Annotated in this window: 18 protein-coding genes and 1 tRNA gene; 7 read left to right on the forward strand and 12 right to left on the reverse strand. The window is 40.2% G+C overall.

Annotated elements, in window-relative coordinates; translation table 11 throughout:
- Positions 1–35 precede the first annotated feature (35 nt).
- From cynS to PQO01_RS01955, 4 genes are all read right to left on the reverse strand, one after another.
- Complete coding sequence (gene cynS / locus PQO01_RS01940; protein WP_274312356.1) at positions 36–476, reverse strand: cyanase; 441 nt, start codon at positions 474–476, stop codon at positions 36–38.
- Positions 477–580: 104 nt separating this feature from the next.
- Positions 581–1,426, reverse strand: coding sequence for an ABC transporter ATP-binding protein (locus tag PQO01_RS01945; protein ID WP_420792907.1), 846 nt, complete (start codon positions 1,424–1,426; stop codon positions 581–583).
- Positions 1,427–2,254 carry a nitrate ABC transporter permease gene (gene ntrB, locus PQO01_RS01950; protein WP_274312358.1) on the reverse strand — a complete coding sequence of 276 codons (828 nt, stop codon included), beginning with the start codon at positions 2,252–2,254 and terminating at the stop codon, positions 1,427–1,429.
- 4 nt (positions 2,255–2,258) lie between these two features.
- Positions 2,259–3,731: a CmpA/NrtA family ABC transporter substrate-binding protein gene (locus tag PQO01_RS01955; protein ID WP_274312359.1), complete on the reverse strand. Its 1,473-nt coding sequence runs from the start codon at positions 3,729–3,731 to the stop codon at positions 2,259–2,261.
- Positions 3,732–4,239: 508 nt separating this feature from the next.
- Between PQO01_RS01955 and PQO01_RS01960 the strand changes: the two genes are divergently transcribed.
- Positions 4,240–5,418, forward strand: a complete 1,179-nt coding sequence (locus tag PQO01_RS01960) for a trans-sulfuration enzyme family protein (RefSeq protein WP_274312360.1) — start codon at positions 4,240–4,242, stop codon at positions 5,416–5,418.
- A 72-nt stretch (positions 5,419–5,490) separates the two neighbouring features.
- On the opposite strand, the gene PQO01_RS01965 is transcribed toward PQO01_RS01960, so the two are convergent.
- Positions 5,491–7,563, reverse strand: a complete 2,073-nt coding sequence (locus tag PQO01_RS01965) for a serine/threonine protein kinase (RefSeq protein ID WP_274312361.1) — start codon at positions 7,561–7,563, stop codon at positions 5,491–5,493.
- Positions 7,564–7,673: 110 nt separating this feature from the next.
- Here PQO01_RS01965 and PQO01_RS01970 point away from each other — a divergent pair, with 110 nt between their 5' ends.
- Positions 7,674–8,279 (forward strand): RNA polymerase sigma factor, encoded by a 606-nt coding sequence (locus tag PQO01_RS01970; RefSeq protein ID WP_274312362.1) that lies wholly within the window; start codon positions 7,674–7,676, stop codon positions 8,277–8,279.
- Positions 8,280–8,352: 73 nt separating this feature from the next.
- On the opposite strand, the gene PQO01_RS01975 is transcribed toward PQO01_RS01970, so the two are convergent.
- Together PQO01_RS01975 and PQO01_RS01980 are read right to left on the reverse strand one after the other, a co-directional pair.
- Positions 8,353–9,822: an arylsulfatase gene (locus PQO01_RS01975; protein WP_274312363.1), complete on the reverse strand. Its 1,470-nt coding sequence runs from the start codon at positions 9,820–9,822 to the stop codon at positions 8,353–8,355.
- 136 nt (positions 9,823–9,958) lie between these two features.
- Positions 9,959–10,957, reverse strand: coding sequence for a ribonuclease Z (locus PQO01_RS01980; RefSeq protein ID WP_274312364.1), 999 nt, complete (start codon positions 10,955–10,957; stop codon positions 9,959–9,961).
- A gap of 75 nt (positions 10,958–11,032) precedes the next feature.
- Here PQO01_RS01980 and PQO01_RS01985 point away from each other — a divergent pair, with 75 nt between their 5' ends.
- Positions 11,033–12,163, forward strand: a complete 1,131-nt coding sequence (locus tag PQO01_RS01985; protein WP_274312365.1) for a MalY/PatB family protein — start codon at positions 11,033–11,035, stop codon at positions 12,161–12,163.
- 70 nt (positions 12,164–12,233) lie between these two features.
- On the forward strand, positions 12,234–13,082 hold the full coding sequence (locus PQO01_RS01990; protein WP_274312366.1) for an N-acetylmuramoyl-L-alanine amidase: 849 nt from the start codon (positions 12,234–12,236) through the stop codon (positions 13,080–13,082).
- A 95-nt stretch (positions 13,083–13,177) separates the two neighbouring features.
- Here the strand turns inward: PQO01_RS01990 and PQO01_RS01995 are convergent, their stop codons facing one another.
- Complete coding sequence (locus tag PQO01_RS01995; protein ID WP_274312367.1) at positions 13,178–14,074, reverse strand: 50S ribosomal protein L11 methyltransferase; 897 nt, start codon at positions 14,072–14,074, stop codon at positions 13,178–13,180.
- Positions 14,071–14,763, reverse strand: coding sequence for a hypothetical protein (locus PQO01_RS02000; RefSeq protein ID WP_274312368.1), 693 nt, complete (start codon positions 14,761–14,763; stop codon positions 14,071–14,073). The genes PQO01_RS01995 and PQO01_RS02000 overlap by 4 nt, the downstream gene beginning before the upstream one ends.
- A 90-nt stretch (positions 14,764–14,853) precedes the next feature.
- On the opposite strand from PQO01_RS02000, the gene PQO01_RS02005 reads away from it, so the two are divergent.
- Together PQO01_RS02005 and PQO01_RS02010 are read left to right on the forward strand one after the other, a co-directional pair.
- Positions 14,854–14,945, forward strand: a tRNA-Ser gene (locus tag PQO01_RS02005).
- 60 nt (positions 14,946–15,005) lie between these two features.
- Positions 15,006–15,860 (forward strand): DMT family transporter, encoded by an 855-nt coding sequence (locus PQO01_RS02010; protein WP_274312369.1) that lies wholly within the window; start codon positions 15,006–15,008, stop codon positions 15,858–15,860.
- Here PQO01_RS02010 and PQO01_RS02015 read toward each other — a convergent pair.
- Complete coding sequence (locus PQO01_RS02015) at positions 15,857–16,228, reverse strand: ankyrin repeat domain-containing protein (RefSeq protein ID WP_274314054.1); 372 nt, start codon at positions 16,226–16,228, stop codon at positions 15,857–15,859. The genes PQO01_RS02010 and PQO01_RS02015 overlap by 4 nt on opposite strands.
- A 140-nt stretch (positions 16,229–16,368) precedes the next feature.
- Here PQO01_RS02015 and PQO01_RS02025 point away from each other — a divergent pair, with 140 nt between their 5' ends.
- Positions 16,369–17,043, forward strand: a complete 675-nt coding sequence (locus tag PQO01_RS02025) for an IS1595 family transposase (RefSeq protein ID WP_274312370.1) — start codon at positions 16,369–16,371, stop codon at positions 17,041–17,043.
- Positions 17,044–17,046: 3 nt separating this feature from the next.
- On the opposite strand, the gene PQO01_RS02030 is transcribed toward PQO01_RS02025, so the two are convergent.
- Positions 17,047–18,168: an ISL3 family transposase gene (locus PQO01_RS02030; protein ID WP_274312371.1), complete on the reverse strand. Its 1,122-nt coding sequence runs from the start codon at positions 18,166–18,168 to the stop codon at positions 17,047–17,049.
- Positions 18,169–18,237: 69 nt separating this feature from the next.
- The gene (locus PQO01_RS02035) at positions 18,238–18,927 is read right to left on the reverse strand and encodes an ankyrin repeat domain-containing protein (RefSeq protein ID WP_274312372.1); all 690 of its coding nucleotides are present in this window, start codon (positions 18,925–18,927) and stop codon (positions 18,238–18,240) included.
- Positions 18,928–19,072 lie beyond the last annotated feature (145 nt).

Raw genomic sequence — 19,072 nt, forward strand, 5'->3', positions numbered from 1 at the left:
TTTGAATTTATTAATGGTCGTAATTACCCGAATTTTTACCATGCTTTGTAAGGCAAGAATTTTCCATTTAGGATTATTTTTACTCTATCGCCTTTGGGGTCTTCTTCTCTTTCAATGTCAAGTTTAAAGTCAATGGCACTCATAATTCCATCACCAAACTCTTCTTGAACAACCTGTCTTACACTTTCACCATACACTCCCGCGATCTCATAAAAGCGGTAAATTAATGGATCTGTTGCAACAGTCTGATCCCATATCTTAGGAGGGAATTCAGACAAAGCCTTTGTAACTTCGTCATCTAATCCTAAAAAATCGCTAAGTATTGTGGCTTTTTCAGGAACTATACTATTCATACCTAAGCATACTGAGGCTAAATAAACTGGTGCCACACCAACTTCACTGGCTATAGCCTCCCATGTTAGCTCCTTGCTTTCCTTAGCTGCGATTATTTTTTCGGTCATTATTGATTTATCCATATTACTTTCTCCAGTTTTTAATTTTATTAATTATTTAGTTTTGATTTTGGTTTTAATAATTGTTCAGTGTTTAATGTTTTAATTTTATTCTCCTTGTAGTTAATTTAATTATCTTGAGTTGGGTCAACGGTTATAGGACTCTTCCGAACTTTATCACCGGTGAAATCTGAAGACCGCTCCACTAGAAATTTGATTAAATGTTTGCGGATTTTGTAATAGCCAGGGTCATCTATTACTTTACCTCTTTCCCTAGGCCTAGGGATATTGACAAGAACTTCTTCGGCTATACAGGCACCTGGTCCATTTGACATTAATATAATTTTATCGGCAAGTAAAATTGCTTCATCTACATCATGGGTGATCATGAAAACAGTCTGTTTCGTTTCATTCCAAATTTTGATGAGTTCGTCTTGAATATTCCCCCGTGTCAAAGCATCTAAAGCTCCAAAAGGTTCATCAAGTAAAAGTAGTTTTGGATGAGTAGCAAATGCTCTGGCAATACTAACTCGCTGACGCATCCCCCCTGAAAGTTCAGATGGCTTTTTATTGACATTTTCACCCAAACCCACCATTTGCAGATATTTTAAGCTATGTTCTTCGACTTCCGCTTTACTTTTATTAGGAAAACGAGCTTTCACTCCAAAGGTCACATTCTTTAAGGCTGTCAGCCAAGGTAAAAGACTGTAATTTTGAAATACAACGCCCCTATCTAAACTAGAACCTACTACTTCTTTACCCTCCATTGAAATGTAACCTGTCGTAGGCTTATCTAGTCCAGCTAAAACATTGAGAATCGTCGACTTACCACACCCAGAATGGCCAATAATACAAACAAACTCGCCTTTCTCTATTGTGTAGCTAATATCATCAAAAACTACATAATCAGAATCTGTCTTTTTACCTGGAAACTTTTTGCTCAAACATTCTAAGGTCAGAAAGCTCTTCATAATTTATTCCTCATAGACCACGAGCCGAGATAATGCATTCAAGATTAAATCCAAAGTCATCCCCACAAGGCCTATCATTATAATTGAAAAAATCACACTATTTAGGTCAAGGTTATTCCATTCATTCCAAACGTAATAGCCAATACCTGTACCCCCAACGAGCATTTCTGCTGCAACAATCACTAACCATGCGATCCCAATCGAAATTCGCATGCCAGTAAAGATGGTTGGCGCCGACGCAGGAAGGATGACACAGAAAGCCGTTTTTAACTTACTGAGCTCGTGAGTTTGAGCGACTTTTATCCAGTCTTTTCTTACATTAGATACACCGAAAGCTGTATTGAGTAACATTGGCCAAATTGAACATATAAAAATTACAAAAACTGCTGATTTTTCTGAATCTTTTATGATAAATAATGCCAAGGGCATCCACGCAAGTGGCGAGATTGGTTTGAGTATTTGAATGAAGGGGTTTAGAGCTTTATACATCAACTCAGACATCCCAATTACAAATCCTAAGGGTATGGCTATTGCTGCGGCAGCGCCAAAACCAATCAAAACTCTAACGAGTGAGTAAAAAAGTTGAATACCTATACCCTTATCGTTGGGTCCTGCATCATAAAATGGATCGCTCAATTCTTTGTATGCATGTTTGAAAACTTTTGAAGGAGGAGGCACTCTGGCCTCCTTGTCTTCACCGCCCATTAACAATGCAAACTCATCGAGTTCTTCAGTCGCTTTAGGTGCTTGATTGAAAACTTCCCAAAGAGCGAGCCCTACAAACAATATTACTATTGAGAGGAAGGCCGCCTTAATATTTAAGGAGCTCAAGATTTTACCTTTTTATCGAGAAGCTATTGATGTATTCTTCTGGCTTAGCGTAATCAAACTCTTTACCCATTATTGTATGTTTTTTGTATGTTGTCTTAGGTGGTTCAAAACCTAATTCTTTCATGACTTTTGCCGTGTCAGTTGCAATGTATACCTGCTCGGCAATAGCTTTATAGTCAACATCACCTTTAACATAGCCCCAACGCTTCATTTGAGTTAAAATCCAAATTGCCATTGAGTGCCACGGGAATGGGTCGAAATCAATCCTGTCTGGTTCATTGAATACTTTTCTCTCTAAACCATCTACATAACGACCTGTTAGGACCTGCCTAACGACAACTTCTGGTTGATTGAGATAATTTTTAGGGGATATAGCTTTCGCAATGTCTGCTCTATTTTCAGCTTTAGCAGAAAACTCTGTAGCGTCAATAATAGATCGAAATAATGCTCCAAATGTATTGGGCATTTCTTGAGCAAATTTTAATGGGCACGCAAATGCACAACATGGGTGTCCTTCCCAAATATCTTTTGTAAGCATGTGAAGGAAACCTACTTTTTCATAAACAGCACGCTGATTAAAAGGGTCTGGAGATAAATAACCATCTAAATTACCCGCACGAAGATTTGCGACCATTTCGGGTGGTGGAACAACACGTATTTGTATATCTTTGTCAGGATCTAAGCCATGCTCTGCTACGTAGTACCTAAGTAATAAATTGTGCATAGAGTAATCAAACGGAACACCAAACTTAAAGCCTTTCCAATCTTTGGGGTTTCGCTTATTTTTATGCTTGGTATGTAAGACAATTGCTTGTCCATTTATATTCTCAACCGTTGGCATTATATAAGGTTCAGCAATAGATCCTGCCCCCATGGTCATTGCTAAAGGCATTGGTGTGAGCATGTGAGAGGCATCATATTCGCCATTTAAAGACTTATCCCTTGCCACAGCCCACCCAGCTGTTTTTATCACATCAACATCTAGTCCGTATTTATCATAGAATCCCATGGGCTTTGCCATGATAATAGGAGTCGCACAAGTAATAGGCACAAAACCAATTTTTAATTTCTTCTTTTCCAGCTTCCCAATAGATTCTTTTGCTTGAGCCTTGAGGTCATTCATGGGGAACATAGTAGATAATACCGATGCGAATGTCCCCGTACCCACTAACTTCAAAAAACTTCGTCTACTAGCATCGTTATGACCAAAGATGCCTCGAATCAGTGCACTCTCTATAGCACGATCAAAGTAATCATCTGAACTTTTGAGACCTTCATCAGTAGTACTTTTATTAAAATCTTTGGAACTTACCGTTTCCATACTTTCCGCTTGTTTCTCAAGCGCGATGGTTCTCTCTTTGTCTGTTAACGGCACCATAGAAGACTTCTCAGCACAACATGATTCACATTTGCAGTTTACGGTGTGTGTTAGACTTTTGTCCCCATCAAATGGGTTACCTAAACTTTTAATACTCATTCTGAATTCCTTAACTTGTTTTTATAAATAGTTAAAAAACCCTTCTCTAAATTCGCCAGAATTTTATTAATTACGATATTGTTATCTTTTTTGTGAAAAATACTTTTAACGTAATAGCTTTAAATAAAATCCATAAAAAGTAATATTCAAGAAAGAGGACGATAAAAAGTAAAGAAACTTAAGCCCCCCTATAGAAAATCAATCTTGAAATCCATCGATTATTTTTTATAAAAACATGATTAATAGTCACTTACTTAATTGTGTGATCTACTTACTCTTGTGCATTATATTGTTGCTCAAATCCTCTCTACATACTCTAATTAGCTTGTGAAACAGCAAAACACATCGTGGCTAAGCGACTTCTAATATGATCGCAATTATGAAGAACTTTGCTTGCAGTAAGTTGAGCATTGCTTAACAATTTAAATATATAGTCGAAAGACTTAACTTTGCCCTCATGGATTTATCGTGTATTATAGCGCACTTTTAAAATCATTTGGAACTTAATATGTCTGATAAAAAATTTGAAACAAATGCGATTCGCACCCAATGCGAACGCTCTCCACACCGCGAACACTCGGCTCCCATCTACATGACTTCGAGCTTTACTTTTGACGATGCCGAACAAGCTCGTGCGTTATTCGCCGATGAAATCCCGGGAAATATTTACACTCGTTTTTCTAATCCCAATAATAACGAGTTCATTGATAAGCTCTGCCAAATGGAAAATTGTGAAGATGGCCTAGCTACTGCATCAGGTATGGCGGCGATGTTCGTTACCCTCGCGGGTCTCTGTAAATCTGGTGACCATATTGTTGCTTCGCGCTCACTCTTTGGTTCCACTCACCAAATCCTTACACAGATTTTACCACGCTGGGGCATCACGCATACTTATGTTGATATCATGGATTCCGCGGAAAACTGGGAAGCTTCCATTCAAGAAAACACCAAGATGATTTTTATTGAGACTCCTTCCAACCCAGCTCTCGACCTCATTGACTTGGAGTGGTTAGGTGGACTCGCGAAAAAACATAATGTTCTCTTCGCAGTTGATAATTGCTTTGCGACTCCTTACCTCCAACGCCCTGCTGATTTTGGCGCTGATATCGTTGCGCACTCCGCAACAAAATTCATCGATGGCCAAGGTCGCACAATTGCAGGTGCTATCTTAGGATCAAAAGAAGTCATTCAAGAATTGCGCTTCTTTGCTCGCCATAGCGGCCCATCACTTTCTCCTATGAATTCGTGGATCTTGTCCAAGAGTCTCGAGACTCTTGCTGTACGCATGGAGCGTCATTGCTCAAATGCCCTTGAGCTTGCTCAATTTTTAGAAAGCAGTGATCATACTGAATTTGCCAAGTACCCCTTCTTGCCTTCTCACCCACAACATGAGCTCGCCAAGAAGCAAATGGGTTTAGGTGGTGGAATTGTGACCTTCGAAATTAAAGGTGGCGTTGACCGCGGCCGTAAATTCCTCAATGCATTGAAAATGTGTTCCTTCACTGCCAACCTTGGTGATACTCGCACGATTGCGACTCACCCGGCTTCAACAACTCACTCAAAATTGAGTGAAGAAGATCGCATGGCCGTTGGCATCAGCCCTGGTCTTGTACGTATTTCGGTGGGCCTTGAGCATATCGACGATATTATTGCCGATATTCAACAAGCTTTCGAGGCTTCACTCTAAGGTGAATCCAAGCATTTATCATGACCAAAAAGGGAGAGGCATTTTGCCTCTCCCTTTTTTCATATGCTCAGCTCATTGAACTTGATGAATCACTTCGAACGACTCTTTCAGTACATCCATTGATTCTTTGCTATAGAGAGATTCATCTATAATAATTTTTTTGAGCTTCATGTTTTGTAAAGCTTTTATATTTCCAAGATCAATTTCTCGCACCCAACAGCCACTTAAATTAATTTCTTCTAATTTGAGGCCGGCAATCTGCCAAAACTCAAAAAACGGCGTGTGGCTTAAATTCAACTTCTTCAATTGGAGCCCCTGCAAAACATTAAGCGAACTATCACCCATACGGCTTCGAAACATTCTGTATCGCGTATGAGATAAATCTAAAGAAAAACCATTTTTATAGGGTACTAATTGGCGTTCCAAGGGCGCCGTATTCCAATAATTATTACTCATCATCAACATCGCTTTTGCCAATGGCCAGTACTGTTCTGGGTTACGTTCCAAGGGCTTCCGACGTCTCATATGTTCAAAATACAGGGAAGGAATAATTAAGCGTTGAGTATGAGACAAATAATTAATGACCTCAGCAAGTTCGGCATCCGATAAAATCTCAGGCTCTTCTTTAAGGGCCCCATACTCGGAGCACACCTTTAATAACTGACGCACCTCTCTGGACGAAGGCGCTTTTCGTAAAAATCTCTCTGCTTGATTAAATTCTTGCAAAATGAAATGAAGTATTGCTAACTTAAAATGAATTTGTTTTTTTGTCTTAGGCTCTAATTCCCACTCAAGGGCTTGGCTTAAGACCACTAAGCTTTCTCGCGGTTTTGAAAGATCATTACTTTGAGCGAGTTCTTCTAAGAGTTGTACGAGATCTCTATTCTGTTTTTGAGTCAAGTCTTGTTCATTTTTGTAGAGTCTCAAAGTTTCTTCTGCCACCGCTTGCTGGTGAAGTGCTGAAGTTTCAGCTTCTAGTGCAAGCTCGCGTTCTACTTTGATTTTCTTAAAAGAAATCAAAAAGAAAACCGTGAAACTCAAAACAAATATGAGTGCGGCTCCCAAGATCAAACGATTGCGCTTAAAAAGCAAAATCATCTGCTTATAAAAACTGGCATTCTCTGCGCTTGTCGCAAAACCTTGGGTATATTTATTTAAATCTTCTCTGAGGCTTCTGACATCTTGATAGCGCTGATTTGATTCATTATTTAAAGCCTTACGACTAATGGCGGCTAAACTTTCTACTGGCTCCATATCAAATTCGAAAAAATCTCCCCTGCGGGTTCGATCAATCAATTCAGTCAAATCTCCAGTCCCAAAAGGACTTTTATAATCTAAGATTGAATAAAGTAGTGCTCCCAAAGAAAAAACATCTGTACGCTCATCTTTTTTGCCTTTGGTCTCCAACTGCTCTGGCGCCATAAAACCCGGCGTCCCCTTTAACTCTCCATTCAGCGTCATGGTATTCAACAAATCTGGGTCTAAGTCTAGAGGCCAAGCATTTTCAGTGAATTCTGCCTCTAAATCAGAATCAATAATTTTACTCAAACCCCAATCACATAAATGGACTTGGCCATAATCATTAATATGAATATTGTCTGGTTTAATATCGAGGTGGACTACATGCTGAGAGTGCGCGTATGCCACCGCGTCACATATTTTTGAAAACACATCGATCAAGACTGCAGAAGTATACTTCTTTCTATAACTTTCATTTCCTGAAGAAAGGCCTTTGATGATCGCGCCTAGAGTTTCGCCCATCAACAATTCCATGATAAAGAAAGGTTGACCACTTTTGTCTAGGCCAATATCATAAATGGGAATAATATTGGGGTGTTGAAGGCTAGATGTTAAACGCGCCTCTCTGAGGAAGCATTCAATTTCAGCGGAATTAGCGACTTTTGATAATGTCGCTTTCGCCACCCATCGTCCTGTCCATAAATCCCGTACTCGGTAAATGCTTTTCATCCCCCCTTGAGCTAAAAATTCTTCATCGACATAGCGAGAACAATCTTGTTTTAAGTCGTGCTGTATGGGAAAGGCTAAGGATAATTCTTGCTCAGAAACATCATCAAGATTCGCATTAAAAAATGCGCTCAAGTTTTCATCTAGTGAATTGACATTCTTTTCGAGTTTAGGATTCATGCTGAGTAGTTTACTTGTATAAATGAAATGACACAAGCAAAGCTCACAATTGAATTGTTCTCAAAAGTCGTTAAGCTAAATCTCAACCAAGTACTGGAATAGCTACTCTCATGCCAAAGACCTATCGAACTCGCCATACCCTTCTGGATCGTATCAAAAACCCTAATGATGCTGATGCGTGGCAAGAATTTATGGAGTTTTATAAGTCATATATTTATGTTATCATTCGATCAATGAATATAAAGGCTGACGATGCTGATGATATTTTACAGCAAATCAGTTTAAAGCTATGGAAGAACCTTCCGCAACATCAACATGACCCCGAGAAAGGCAAGTTTCGCGCCTGGGTCAGTACCGTAAGCAAAAACACTGTCATTAGTTTTATTAAAAAGCAGCAAGTCCTCACTCAAAAGTTGGATATACTCCAACAAAAAGAAGAAATGGATTACCTGCAGTCGATAAAAGCCCCCGAAATTGAGCAAATTGCCCAGAAAGAATGGGAAGTTTTTATCACCAATACGGCATTGAGAAAACTAGAAGAGTACTTCACCGCAAAAGCCATTGAAGCTTTCAAGCTACATCTACAAGCTATTGAAGCGGCGGAGATCGCCAACACGCTTGCGGTATCCCGCGATTCAGTCTATAAATATATTAGTCGAGTGAAATTACGCTTTATTGAAGAAATCCAAAGACTTAAAGAGGACTTAGACATTTAGCCTTCAAAGAATTTTCACACGATTAAAAATATGATTTGAGCACCAAATTTTATGGTGCCCAAAAATCAGAACTCTATAGGGAAGGTTCCTTCCAATTGGGGATTCCACCTGCAGCTTTTTGCTTTCTATAGAGTTCAATAAAAGGCTTACCAGTATCTAATGGTGCATCTTCATTCACCATGAGTGGACGAACTTCTAACCACCAAGCATCGAATGATTTCAACATTTCAGCAGCAATTTCAGGATATTGAGAACTTAGGTCTTTAGTCTCACCTGGATCGGCCTCAACATCATACAGAGCCTTACCTACCAAGCGCCATTTTTCATTGCGAACCGCAAATTTTTTATACTTCGAACCCTCTGGAGTCGTATCCCCTTTGCCCCAACGGTCCCCTGCACCCGCTTTATTCCAACGACCTGCGTGAAAAAAAGTATTGCGATCTTTCCACTCAGTTTTTGGGTCTTCAATGAGTGGAACTAAACTACGTCCATCGCGTCCAGCAGGAAATTTGCCCCCTGCCATCTCGACAAGGGTTGGAACCATGTCGTAATGGCGAGCCATACGATCCACGTCCACTCCAGGCTTAATTTTACCCGGTAAACGCATGAATAAAGGTACGCGTGATCCGCCTTCATTCGTACTTCCTTTACCGCCTTTCATACCCGCATTAAAAATTCTTGAACCGACTGCACTACCATTATCAGTCATATAAATCAATACAGTATTATCTGCTAAATCCCATTTCTCGAGCTTATCCATGAGCAAGCCCATATTTTCATCGATGTTGGTGATCATCCCAAAAAAAGCTCGTTGCTTATCTACTTTGCAGTCCGTTGCATACATTTCTTTGTAATTGTCCGCCACGATAAAAGGTCCGTGAGGGGCATTCGTTGCGATGTAAGCAAAAAAGGGCTTCTCTTTTTGCTCTTTCATCCAGCCTAAGGCCTGCTTAAAGAAAACATCTGTGCAGTAACCCTTGGTTTTGACAATTTGACCATTGTGTTTAATGAAGGGGTCAAAGTAACTTGTTCCTGGAACTGCACCTTGTGTCCCAGGATAATTTTGACCAATACCACCAGCGCCATGAATAAAGACTTCATCAAAACCACGATTATCGGGTTGGTACTCATCGTCATCACCGAGGTGCCATTTACCAAATATACCTGTTGTATATCCTGCTTCTTTAAGCATTTCTGCTACCGTTGTTGTCTTTAAAGTCATGCGCTCACGTTCAAGTATCGTGTGGGTAATACCATTTTTAAATGGAGCATTGCCAGACATAAGAGCGGCACGAGTAGGAGCACATGTAGGACTTGCATGAAAATCGGTAAAACGAGTGCTTTGAGTATAGAGTTTATCTAAATTGGGCGTCTTCACAAAGGGGTGGCCGTGGCAGGCTAAATCACCATAGCCTTGATCATCCGTCATCACCAAAATAATATTGGGCTTAGAGCCTTTCAGGGTTTTTTCATTATCTGCAGACATGACTGCCGGCGAGGTCGTGGCCAATAAAGATAGGGCGACAAAAAACTTATTTAACATATGAACTCCTGTGTTTATTAAAGTCAGTTATTGAATAAGTACTCTTGAGAATAAACAGATTGGATGCCCAAAGCAAGTTTTTATAAAAAAATGTCTTAAGTCCTTCAATAAGCTTCCATCATTAATAATGAAAAAACTAAGATTTATGATTGCCTCGGTAACGACTATCAATCAATTGAAGCTTTGAATCGCGGTCAAGTTCATAGACGTCGTAATCTCGCGCCATATGGAGATCTTTATGAAAAAACTCACTGGCTTCATCTTCTATTTCATTAACACATTTCATCCCTTTGCGGGGCTTAGTGATGAAACGGGGGCTAAAGTGAGTTAAGATAAGATTTTTTACGGCATTTTCTTCTGCGATTTTCGCAACGCGCTTGGCTGTAGAATGCCGACTTTTAAAGCTGAGGCCCGCCATCGCTTCTTCCGTATGCGTGGCTTCGTGAATCATTACTGCCGCAGCTTTTAAATAATCGCCAAATAATTGTGGACGATCATTATCGCCACCAATTAAAGCAACTCGCCCTGGCTGTGTCTCTCCCACATAATCCATCCCATTGACTTCTCGACCATCATCTAAGGTCACCATCTCGGAATTCTTTAATTTTGAATAGATGGGGCCAGGCTTAATGCCATCCTTAATTGCCTTAGCTGAATCAAAGGAACCGGGTCGATCTTTTTCTTTCACCACATAACCCCATGAAGGGACATCATGTGAAAGACGGACATTATAAACAATAAATTCATCGTCGGAGAATAACTCCCCTGCTTCATCGAATTCGGTAAAAGTAAGCGGTGCACTCAAATTCACATAAGAGAGTTTGAGAACTGTTTGAATCATTTCTTTAATGCCCTTCGGCCCATAAATATGTACTGCTTCTTCACCGCCACTCATTAAGCCACGGCTCGTCAACAAGCCAAAGAGCCCATAGCAGTGATCGCCATGCATGTGGGTGATGAAAATTTTATTGAGCTTGGGGAGCGACAAAGACGACCTGAGAAGTCTTTGCTGAGTTCCTTCTCCACAGTCAAAAAGCCACCAATTTTTGCGCCCCCTAGGCATAAAACCTAAAGCGGTCACATTGCGCTCTATTGTGGGGCTTCCAGCCGAAGTCCCTAAGAAATGAAATTGCAAAACAAAACCTCTGCTTGTATACTTTCTTTCACAATAAACACCCTGAGCATCTTTACAAACACCCGAGTTCAATGCATGACAAATTTTGATTACCTTCCCAATCGCCACAATACCGGATCCTATAAATGGGATAAATATAAAAATACTGACATCATTCCTCTTTGGGTTGCCGATATGGATTTTGTTTCTCCTCCCTGCATTAGTGAAGCCCTAATTGAATCGGCACAATTCGGTATTTTTGGTTATTCAGAAGCCACCGAAAGCTGCTCCCAAGCCTTTATAAATTATGTGAAAGAACACCACCAGATCGAGCCCAAAGCACAAGAGCTCTTTTGGCTCCCCGGTTTAGTATGTGCCTTGCATGCCGTTTGCCGTGCCTACACGCAGCCAGGCGATGAAGTCATTACGTTCACTCCTATTTATCCCCCTTTCCTCTATGCCCCAGGCAACTCAGGAGCCAAGACGGTTGAAGTTCCCCTCGACCCAAAGACTCATCGTCCCAACATGGATCTTCTTCGCTCTGTTATTAATGAAAAGACTAAAGTTCTTCTCCTTTGCAACCCTCACAATCCTGTGGGCATCTGCTTCAGTAAAGAGGAACTTGCGGATATTGCAAAAATTTGCCTCGAAAACAATATCGTTTTATGTTCGGATGAAGTTCATTGTGACCTCGTTTTAGATACCGAGATCAAACACCATAGCATCGCCACCATATCTCCAGAAATTGCTCAACAGAGCATCACTTTAATGGCTCCGAGTAAAACTTGGAATATCGCTGGTCTCGGCTGTTCCATTGCTTACATCCCCAATGATTCTCTTCGTCGCAAATTTATTCGCGAATGCCGTGGCAAAATTCCAGAAACTAATATTTCCGGTCTCGTAGCCGGCGAGGCAGCTTATCGCGATGGCGAAGCTTGGCGCTTAGAGTTACTCGACTACCTGCGTGGCAATCTCAAAATCATCATGGAATTCGTTGAAAAACACAGCGATAAAATCAGCATGCAAAAAGTATCTGCGACTTACCTCGCTTGGCTAGATTTCCGTCAGAGTGGTTTAGCGAATCCCGCAAAAGAGCTAGAAGCCGCCGGAGTTGGACTCTCCGATGGTAAAGATTTTGGTTTTGCAGGCTACATGCGTCTGAATTTTGGTTGCCCAAGAAGTCTTTTAAAAGAAGCTCTCCAGCGAATAAGTGATTGCATTAATTAAATGCACTGCTTTGCATTTGTGTATCTCTTTATTCCTGTTAAGTTCAAAGCACTAAATAATTGGGGTTTGAATGAAATATATAAAACATATTTGTTTTCTCGGGCTAATTGGCTTGCTCTACGCTTGCTCAAATTCTTACCGTCATAATCCATCTGCCCATAAGCCATACATCCCTCCGGCTCCAGCTAAATTACCCGAGGCTCCTGAGCCCAAACCTGAAGAGCCCACACAAGCCACACCAAATTATCTTATCCACATCGTAAAAAAAGGCGAGACCTTAAGTGCTATTTCAAAGCGCTATAAGACAACAGTTAACTCCATTGCTCATACCAACCGGCTGAAAACATCTACCATTCAAGTTGGGCAAAAACTTTATATTAATAGCTCTTACAATCCCTATAAAACTTCCCGTAAAAAGCCCACTCTGCCTAGCCAAGTCAGGGTTGTCCCACGCACTTCTTGGTGTGAGACTAATATGAAAAGCAACGTCAATCCGATGGGGCGTATTAAAAAGATCACCGTTCATCATACCACTGCGCCAAAAAACTTAGCCAAAATGAGCGATATTCAATACCTCAATATAATTGAAAAAGCCCATAAAAAGAAAGGTTGGGCCTCAATTGGCTATCACTACATCATCGGTCGAGATGGCACCATCTACCAAGGTCGCCCTATCAATTATCAAGGCGCCCACGTCAGCGGCGCTAATTCCAATAATATTGGTGTCTCTCTCATCGGTGATTTCAACAAAAAACTTCCCAACCGCAGCCAACTCAATGCGCTCAATACAATGCTGGGCTACTTACGTAAAAAGTACCAACTCCCCGCAACTAAAGTCTATGGACACAAACACCTCGGAACTTCAGAATGCCCTGGGATTCAGCTCGAAAAATGGCTCATTCAATACAGAAAGAAATAAGTTAATCAGTAGCAAAACTCTGCCAGCGGTAGATTCTGACCACATCATCAAAGCAAGAATTACTCTGCTTCGATGAGTCAGTAGAGACTTACTCTTTAAAATTTAAAGACTCCACTTGTCCATTCATCGATTTGCGCTGAGCGCAATTCTGTGAGGCCCAAAGACTCAAAATGACTTTTTATTTCAGGGTATTGCTCAGTCAAAATTCCCGCTAAGATTAAGCGTGAATTTTCGCCAGTTTTCAAATGCTTCATCAACTTATCTGATGCTCCCAATAAGACCGGAGCTAGGATGTTAGCCGCAATTATATCGTACTGCTTGCCCAAATCTAAAGTCGTTAAATCCGCTTGAAAAACATTAATGCGGTCAAGAGCATTGATGTCTTCAAAATGACGCCTCGTGCAATCAACTGCCTCGGGATCATAGTCAAAAGCTTCCACCGGTGCGCAACTGAGACGATCTGCCGCAAGTGAGAGGATACCTGAGCCACAACCAGCATCTAAAAAGGACATGCCCTGTTGAACAGCAGAGGCTTCATCAATAAATTGTAAGCAAGCTTTAGTAGTTCCGTGATTGCCCGTGCCAAAACTCATACCTGGGTCAATTTCCAAAACGACTTCATCCGCTTCTTGAATTTCATATTCTTCCCAAGAGGGTTTAATCACAATGCGATCGGATACTTTCACCGTATGAAAAAATTTCTTCCAAGTCTCTGACCAATCTTCGCGCAGCACTTCCTGAGCAATAAGATCAACTTCATCCGTATCGATAAAGCTCGCCCAATTTTCCAAGGCATTTTCTAAACGCCCTTGAACTTCATCGCGCTCTGCTTCCGTTTCGTAATACAAGGACATGCGAGCTATATCATCGTCTTTATCAAAATATGATGTGGGATAAAGCTCTTCCATGGGAAGCATCTCATCTAACATCTCTCCTACTGCAGTGTTTGTTAAAAGACTAACTACGTATAAAATTTCTTGGGGTTTGCTCATATTAAATCCTCGTCACTAAGCTGTTTCTCTAATCCATCTGCGACTTGGGCTAAGCGCGTTAAGACTGTTTTCTGTTCAGCTGGCGAAGATTCCCGTTTTATGGCGTAATGCAAGCTTAAAGCTCGAACTCCGCCCTCTTTGTCTTCTATTTTCAATTCCCCTAAATCTAGGCTCTTATTTAGACTATCGAGCTGCTCCACAACCTCATCTTCAGCTGGTCCGCATTCCGTATAGATATGGTAATGATCTCCCTCTTCCATCAAAATCATTTCATGCTTACGAGTTAAATCCGTTTTTAGAACAAATGAGAAAAACGCGCCCTTATCACTAAAGGCAATAAGGTCGATTCCCAACAAAGTACGCAAGTCCGCAAAGGGGTTAATTGAATCGTCAGGACTAATTTCACTAAGTTCGCCACTAATATCTTCTTGCGCCGCTCTAATATCCCATGTTAATGAAGGATAGTTTTCCATCACTTGTGGCAGAATATCTAGAGTGGCTTTATAAGAATGCTTTTTCATAACCTGCAAAGCAGCCCAAATACCATTTTCATGAGCATCAACACGAGCCAAATAATTCATTAGCAAAGGGCACACTTCATCTGCCGGTAACAGAGCGAGTTCTTTTCGTGCTTGGAATCGTGAATTAAAATCTTCTAATGCACTAATTAATTGTTCTATTTTTCCCATGGTCAAGGTCCTCTACAAAAGCTATTTTTTAAACTTGCAATACACTAAAGCTACATTACTATCTGTTCAGCTTATTTCTAAGCCCTAAGCGGAGAGATGACAGAGTCCGGCTTAATGTGCTCGCCTGGAAAGCGGGTGTACTGGCAACAGTACCGAGGGTTCGAATCCCTCTCTCTCCGCCATTTTTATTCCTCCCTGCGACAAGATGGTTTAGTGATCCTATCACAATATAACGAGTCCAAATGCCTCCTATTCTAAAAGTTATTATTGCCTCAATTCTATGGGGCGCTTCTGGTGTTTACGTCAAGGAAGCCGATAACATGCCCGTAATTGCGATGGCGTTTTTTCGTTCTTTAATCCCTAGCCTATTCATTTATATTTTTCTAAAAAATGCTAAAACGCCTAAGAAAATACTCCGCAAAAATCATAAATGGATGCTTTTCGCTTCCAGCCTCAATAGTGCCAGAACAGTTCTTTTCTTTATTAGCTTTGCGCATACCACGATTGGCAATGCTCAAATCACTTTATATAGCTGGCCAATCTGGGCGGCGATCTTAGCTTATTTCTTTCTAAAAGAGCATCTATCACGTGTTCAAGTAGCTTTACTCTGCCTGACATTTTTGGGCCTCATTTGCATTTTTAGTCAAAGTGAATTGAGTTTGAATAACCATAATTTCATTGGAATTGCCGCCATGGCACTGAGTGCTTTTTTACATGCCTGTTCAATGATTATTTTCAAAAAATATGGCGATGATTACAAAAGCGAAGAAATTGTCTTCTTCCAAAATATCATGACACCTATTTTACTCTTTGCTTTCTGTGTCCCCTTATTTGCAGAACTCAGCATGAAGCAAGTTGTCATTGCTTCTTCATTTGGATTTATTAATGGAATTATTGCCTTCTCTCTCTTTTTCTCAGCACTAAAAGAAATGAAAACGGCGAATGCGGCTCAAATCACATATATCGAACCCATTTGTGGCCTCATCTGGGGATACTTTCTTTATCAAGAACAAATTGGCTTCATGCAAATTTTAGGTGGTTCACTGATTCTAGGCTCAACCTTCATACTTTCATCTCTGAAAAGTAAAACGCCCTAAGAAACATCCTTGTCACTAAGAGCACTAAGCGCCACCGAATGTAGTGGTGTGTAACCTCGAATATTGGCGATATCAGGATTTGAACCATGATCCAAGAGTAGCTCAACCACTTTTAAATCACCCTTCAAGGTGGCAAAGTGCAAGGGTGTGTCCCCGTGGTGATTCTGCATCGAAGAGTCTGCACCTGCTTCTAAAAGTATTTTGACTGATTTAAAACACAACTCTTGGACAGCAACATGCAAGGGTGATTCACCATAAAAATCTTTGGCATCTATATCGGCTTCTTGGCCGACTAAAAACTGCATGACTTTGGGGTAGTGAATAGCCACATGAATCGCTCTGCGGCCGTCAAAATCATGTGCCTTTATATTTGGTTCTTCACGGTTTTCCGGGAAAGGCGTCCCTAATTTTCAAGAAAAAGTATGTACTATCTCTGTAACCGTATGCCATTCTTTTGATTACTTTGATTGGGTCTTGTAAAGTTTAGACACAATTATTAGTGTTTAATATGAAGAATAAATACATAAATCGTGCTCATATTACTGAAAAAAAGTTCCGAGAAGTCCTTAAATTTTTTGCCGCAGATTTTTCGGTCTCTCAAATCAGTGATTTAACACACCTTAGTAGGGTTACAATTAATAACTTAATTCAAAGAATTCGGCAACGAATCTTTAGTCTAACTTGTGAAGAAAATCCATTATTATTAGGAGATATAGAAGCTGATGAAAGTTATTTTGGAGCCCGTAGAGCAAGAGGTCGCCGAGGCCGTGGTGCCAGTAATAAAATTAAAGTTTTTGGACTTCTAAAAAGAGAAGGGAAAGTCTACACTGAAATAGTAAATGATGTTTCAGCTAAAACACTATTAGGTATTATTAGAGGTAAAGTTGAACTCGAAAGTGTGATTCACACAGATGGATGGAAAGCTTATAATGGTTTAGTTGATCTAGGTTATAAAAAGCATTATAGAGTTATTCATAGTGAGAATGAATTTGCGAATAACAAATCCCATATTAATGGAATTGAGTCCTTCTGGGGGTATGCAAAACATCGGCTCACAAAATTCAAAGGATTGAAGTCTGAGTACTTTGATTTACATTTAAAAGAATCAGAGTATAGATTCAATAACCGAAAGCAAAATTTATACAAAATTTTGCTTAAAGAATTTAGAGAAAATCCGCTCTAAAGTTTACAAGTCCCCTTTGATTTTATTATTCATACCTTCAAGAACACTTGTGTTTAATGGAAACTTAGAGGATGCTAAAATGCCTCGTACGTAGGGTCTTAATTTTCTCGCAAAATTTTCAAGAGGCTTTATTCCTGATTCTTTCACTTGCTTAAACCAATACCTCCAGTTATTAAAGGCTTCTTTAACTGTAGGACAAAACCATATATCTTTTAAGGCCTGCTTCATCATGTAAACAACAGCGAGAGGCTTATTGGCTTGTAGTAATTCTTGAAGTTTAATTTCTTGAGAACCGCGAAGATTAGATTTATTTTTCAGTAATAACCAGCGTCCTTGCTTGACTACTTTTCTCGCTTTTTTGTCCTCTTTCAACTCATTAGCTCGATCTACACGAACTCGATCAATAACTTCACGCCCATATTTTGCTATTACATGAAACAGATCATAAACGACCTCGGCGTGTGGACAGTGTTCTTTCACTTCCAAATCAAAAGATGTATTCATATCCATTGCGACTGCTTCAATATTCTGACAGTACTCACCGAGTTCTTCAAAGAAAGGTCGAATATTTTTCCTGGACCTCCCTTCTCCAATCCATAGAACCTGCTGTGTATTTGCATCAGCAATCACAGTTGCGTAACGATGACCTTTGTGTAGAGCGAATTCATCCATTACAAGCTGCCTGATTCTACTATAATCTGGCTCTGTAACTTCACGAATTAAACGGCCCTTATCAATATCCTTTACCGTTGTCCAATGTAATCCTAAAAGGTTCGAGACATGACTTATGGGAAGAATGCGGCACAAAGCTTCAGTATAATTCTTCAATCGTTTTGTCACCCTAGAATAAGGTGCTAGCCACGGTATGTGCTCAGTTCTTACTCCACATACTAAGCAATTAACTCTACGTACTTGTATTATTAGATATGTTTTATATTCGAAACATGATAAATCACGTACCTTACGTTCGCTTATATCATGTATAGAATTGCCCATGAGGCCACAACGTCCGCAGCAAGCCGTTTTATGAGGGATAAGCTTAACTCTAAGTTTATCTCTATCTATATAAAAATCTTCAACTGCGAAACCTTGCCAAAAATTTGAAAGGAAGTTATCTGTTAACATAAGTCGTTCTCTTTATTTTGTTTAATTGTGGTAAATCAAACTTAATCATGAGAACGACTTTTTTACTAATTATTGCAAATCACGCAAATCCGTGAAGAACCTTATATTTGCGCCACAGGCAATGAGTTGTTCAACGGCTTCCAAGGCACCTTTTTTCGACGCTAAATGCAATGGCATCGCTCCGACTAAGTTCGCGTACTCTGTGTTGGCTCCCGCCATGATCAACATTTTGATCATCCTCGGCATCGTCCATGCTATGTGCAGGGGAGTGTTGCCCTCTTCGTTAGGAATTTCTATATTCGCTCCACAAGACATTAAGCATTCTAGGGTTCGTATTCTTCCACTATGTACGGCAACGTGAATAGGAGTGTCTCCTGTATGACTTCTCGTATTAAGGGGTATACCAAGAGAAGATAAGTACTCAATAATATTATCTGAGCCCGCTTCTGCCGCTAAATGCATAAGCCCAAAACCATTTTTTTGTCTATAGTTAATTAATTGAGGGTGTTTTTTAAGCAGGTTTTTTAAGCTAGTTAAATTCCCCGAACGCATACTCGACTTAACAGCACTATGCAGTTCTGCGGAGTATTGTTGATGGACAACTTGTGCACCACCGCCTAAAAGGTATTTCACACTATCAAGATCTCCTGCAGACACTGAAATATCCAAGGGTGTTTGGCCCGCGTCATTAACCCGATTAGGATCAGCTCCCGCTACCAAAAGCGACGCCATTATATCCTGTCTTTTTAAAGTTTTCATTGTGATCTCCAGTATGTGATTATAAAAATAAAATCGTGCTAGCATGCAAACACAAATAATTTAGAAATTAAGTTCTAAGTTTTTTAAATATCTGTTAAATCATTAACAGCACATGATCACAAAAGAGCCCTTTTCTGGTGACCAA

The organism is Lentisphaera marina (genome assembly GCF_028745505.1).
Lineage (GTDB): Bacteria > Verrucomicrobiota > Lentisphaeria > Lentisphaerales > Lentisphaeraceae > Lentisphaera > Lentisphaera marina.

Excerpts from the sequence above, each read along its gene's own strand:
- cynS (WP_274312356.1), bottom strand. The coding sequence starts at position 476 with ATGGATAAATCAATAATGACCGAAAAAATAATCGCAGCTAAGGAAAGC.
- PQO01_RS01955 (WP_274312359.1), bottom strand. The coding sequence starts at position 3,731 with ATGAGTATTAAAAGTTTAGGTAACCCATTTGATGGGGACAAAAGTCTA.
- PQO01_RS01960 (WP_274312360.1), top strand. The coding sequence starts at position 4,240 with ATGTCTGATAAAAAATTTGAAACAAATGCGATTCGCACCCAATGCGAA.
- PQO01_RS01965 (WP_274312361.1), bottom strand. The coding sequence starts at position 7,563 with ATGAATCCTAAACTCGAAAAGAATGTCAATTCACTAGATGAAAACTTG.
- PQO01_RS01970 (WP_274312362.1), top strand. The coding sequence starts at position 7,674 with ATGCCAAAGACCTATCGAACTCGCCATACCCTTCTGGATCGTATCAAA.
- PQO01_RS01975 (WP_274312363.1), bottom strand. The coding sequence starts at position 9,822 with ATGTTAAATAAGTTTTTTGTCGCCCTATCTTTATTGGCCACGACCTCG.
- PQO01_RS01985 (WP_274312365.1), top strand. The coding sequence starts at position 11,033 with ATGACAAATTTTGATTACCTTCCCAATCGCCACAATACCGGATCCTAT.
- PQO01_RS01990 (WP_274312366.1), top strand. The coding sequence starts at position 12,234 with ATGAAATATATAAAACATATTTGTTTTCTCGGGCTAATTGGCTTGCTC.
- PQO01_RS01995 (WP_274312367.1), bottom strand. The coding sequence starts at position 14,074 with ATGAGCAAACCCCAAGAAATTTTATACGTAGTTAGTCTTTTAACAAAC.
- PQO01_RS02000 (WP_274312368.1), bottom strand. The coding sequence starts at position 14,763 with ATGGGAAAAATAGAACAATTAATTAGTGCATTAGAAGATTTTAATTCA.
- PQO01_RS02010 (WP_274312369.1), top strand. The coding sequence starts at position 15,006 with ATGCCTCCTATTCTAAAAGTTATTATTGCCTCAATTCTATGGGGCGCT.
- PQO01_RS02025 (WP_274312370.1), top strand. The coding sequence starts at position 16,369 with ATGAAGAATAAATACATAAATCGTGCTCATATTACTGAAAAAAAGTTC.
- PQO01_RS02030 (WP_274312371.1), bottom strand. The coding sequence starts at position 18,168 with ATGTTAACAGATAACTTCCTTTCAAATTTTTGGCAAGGTTTCGCAGTT.
- PQO01_RS02035 (WP_274312372.1), bottom strand. The coding sequence starts at position 18,927 with ATGAAAACTTTAAAAAGACAGGATATAATGGCGTCGCTTTTGGTAGCG.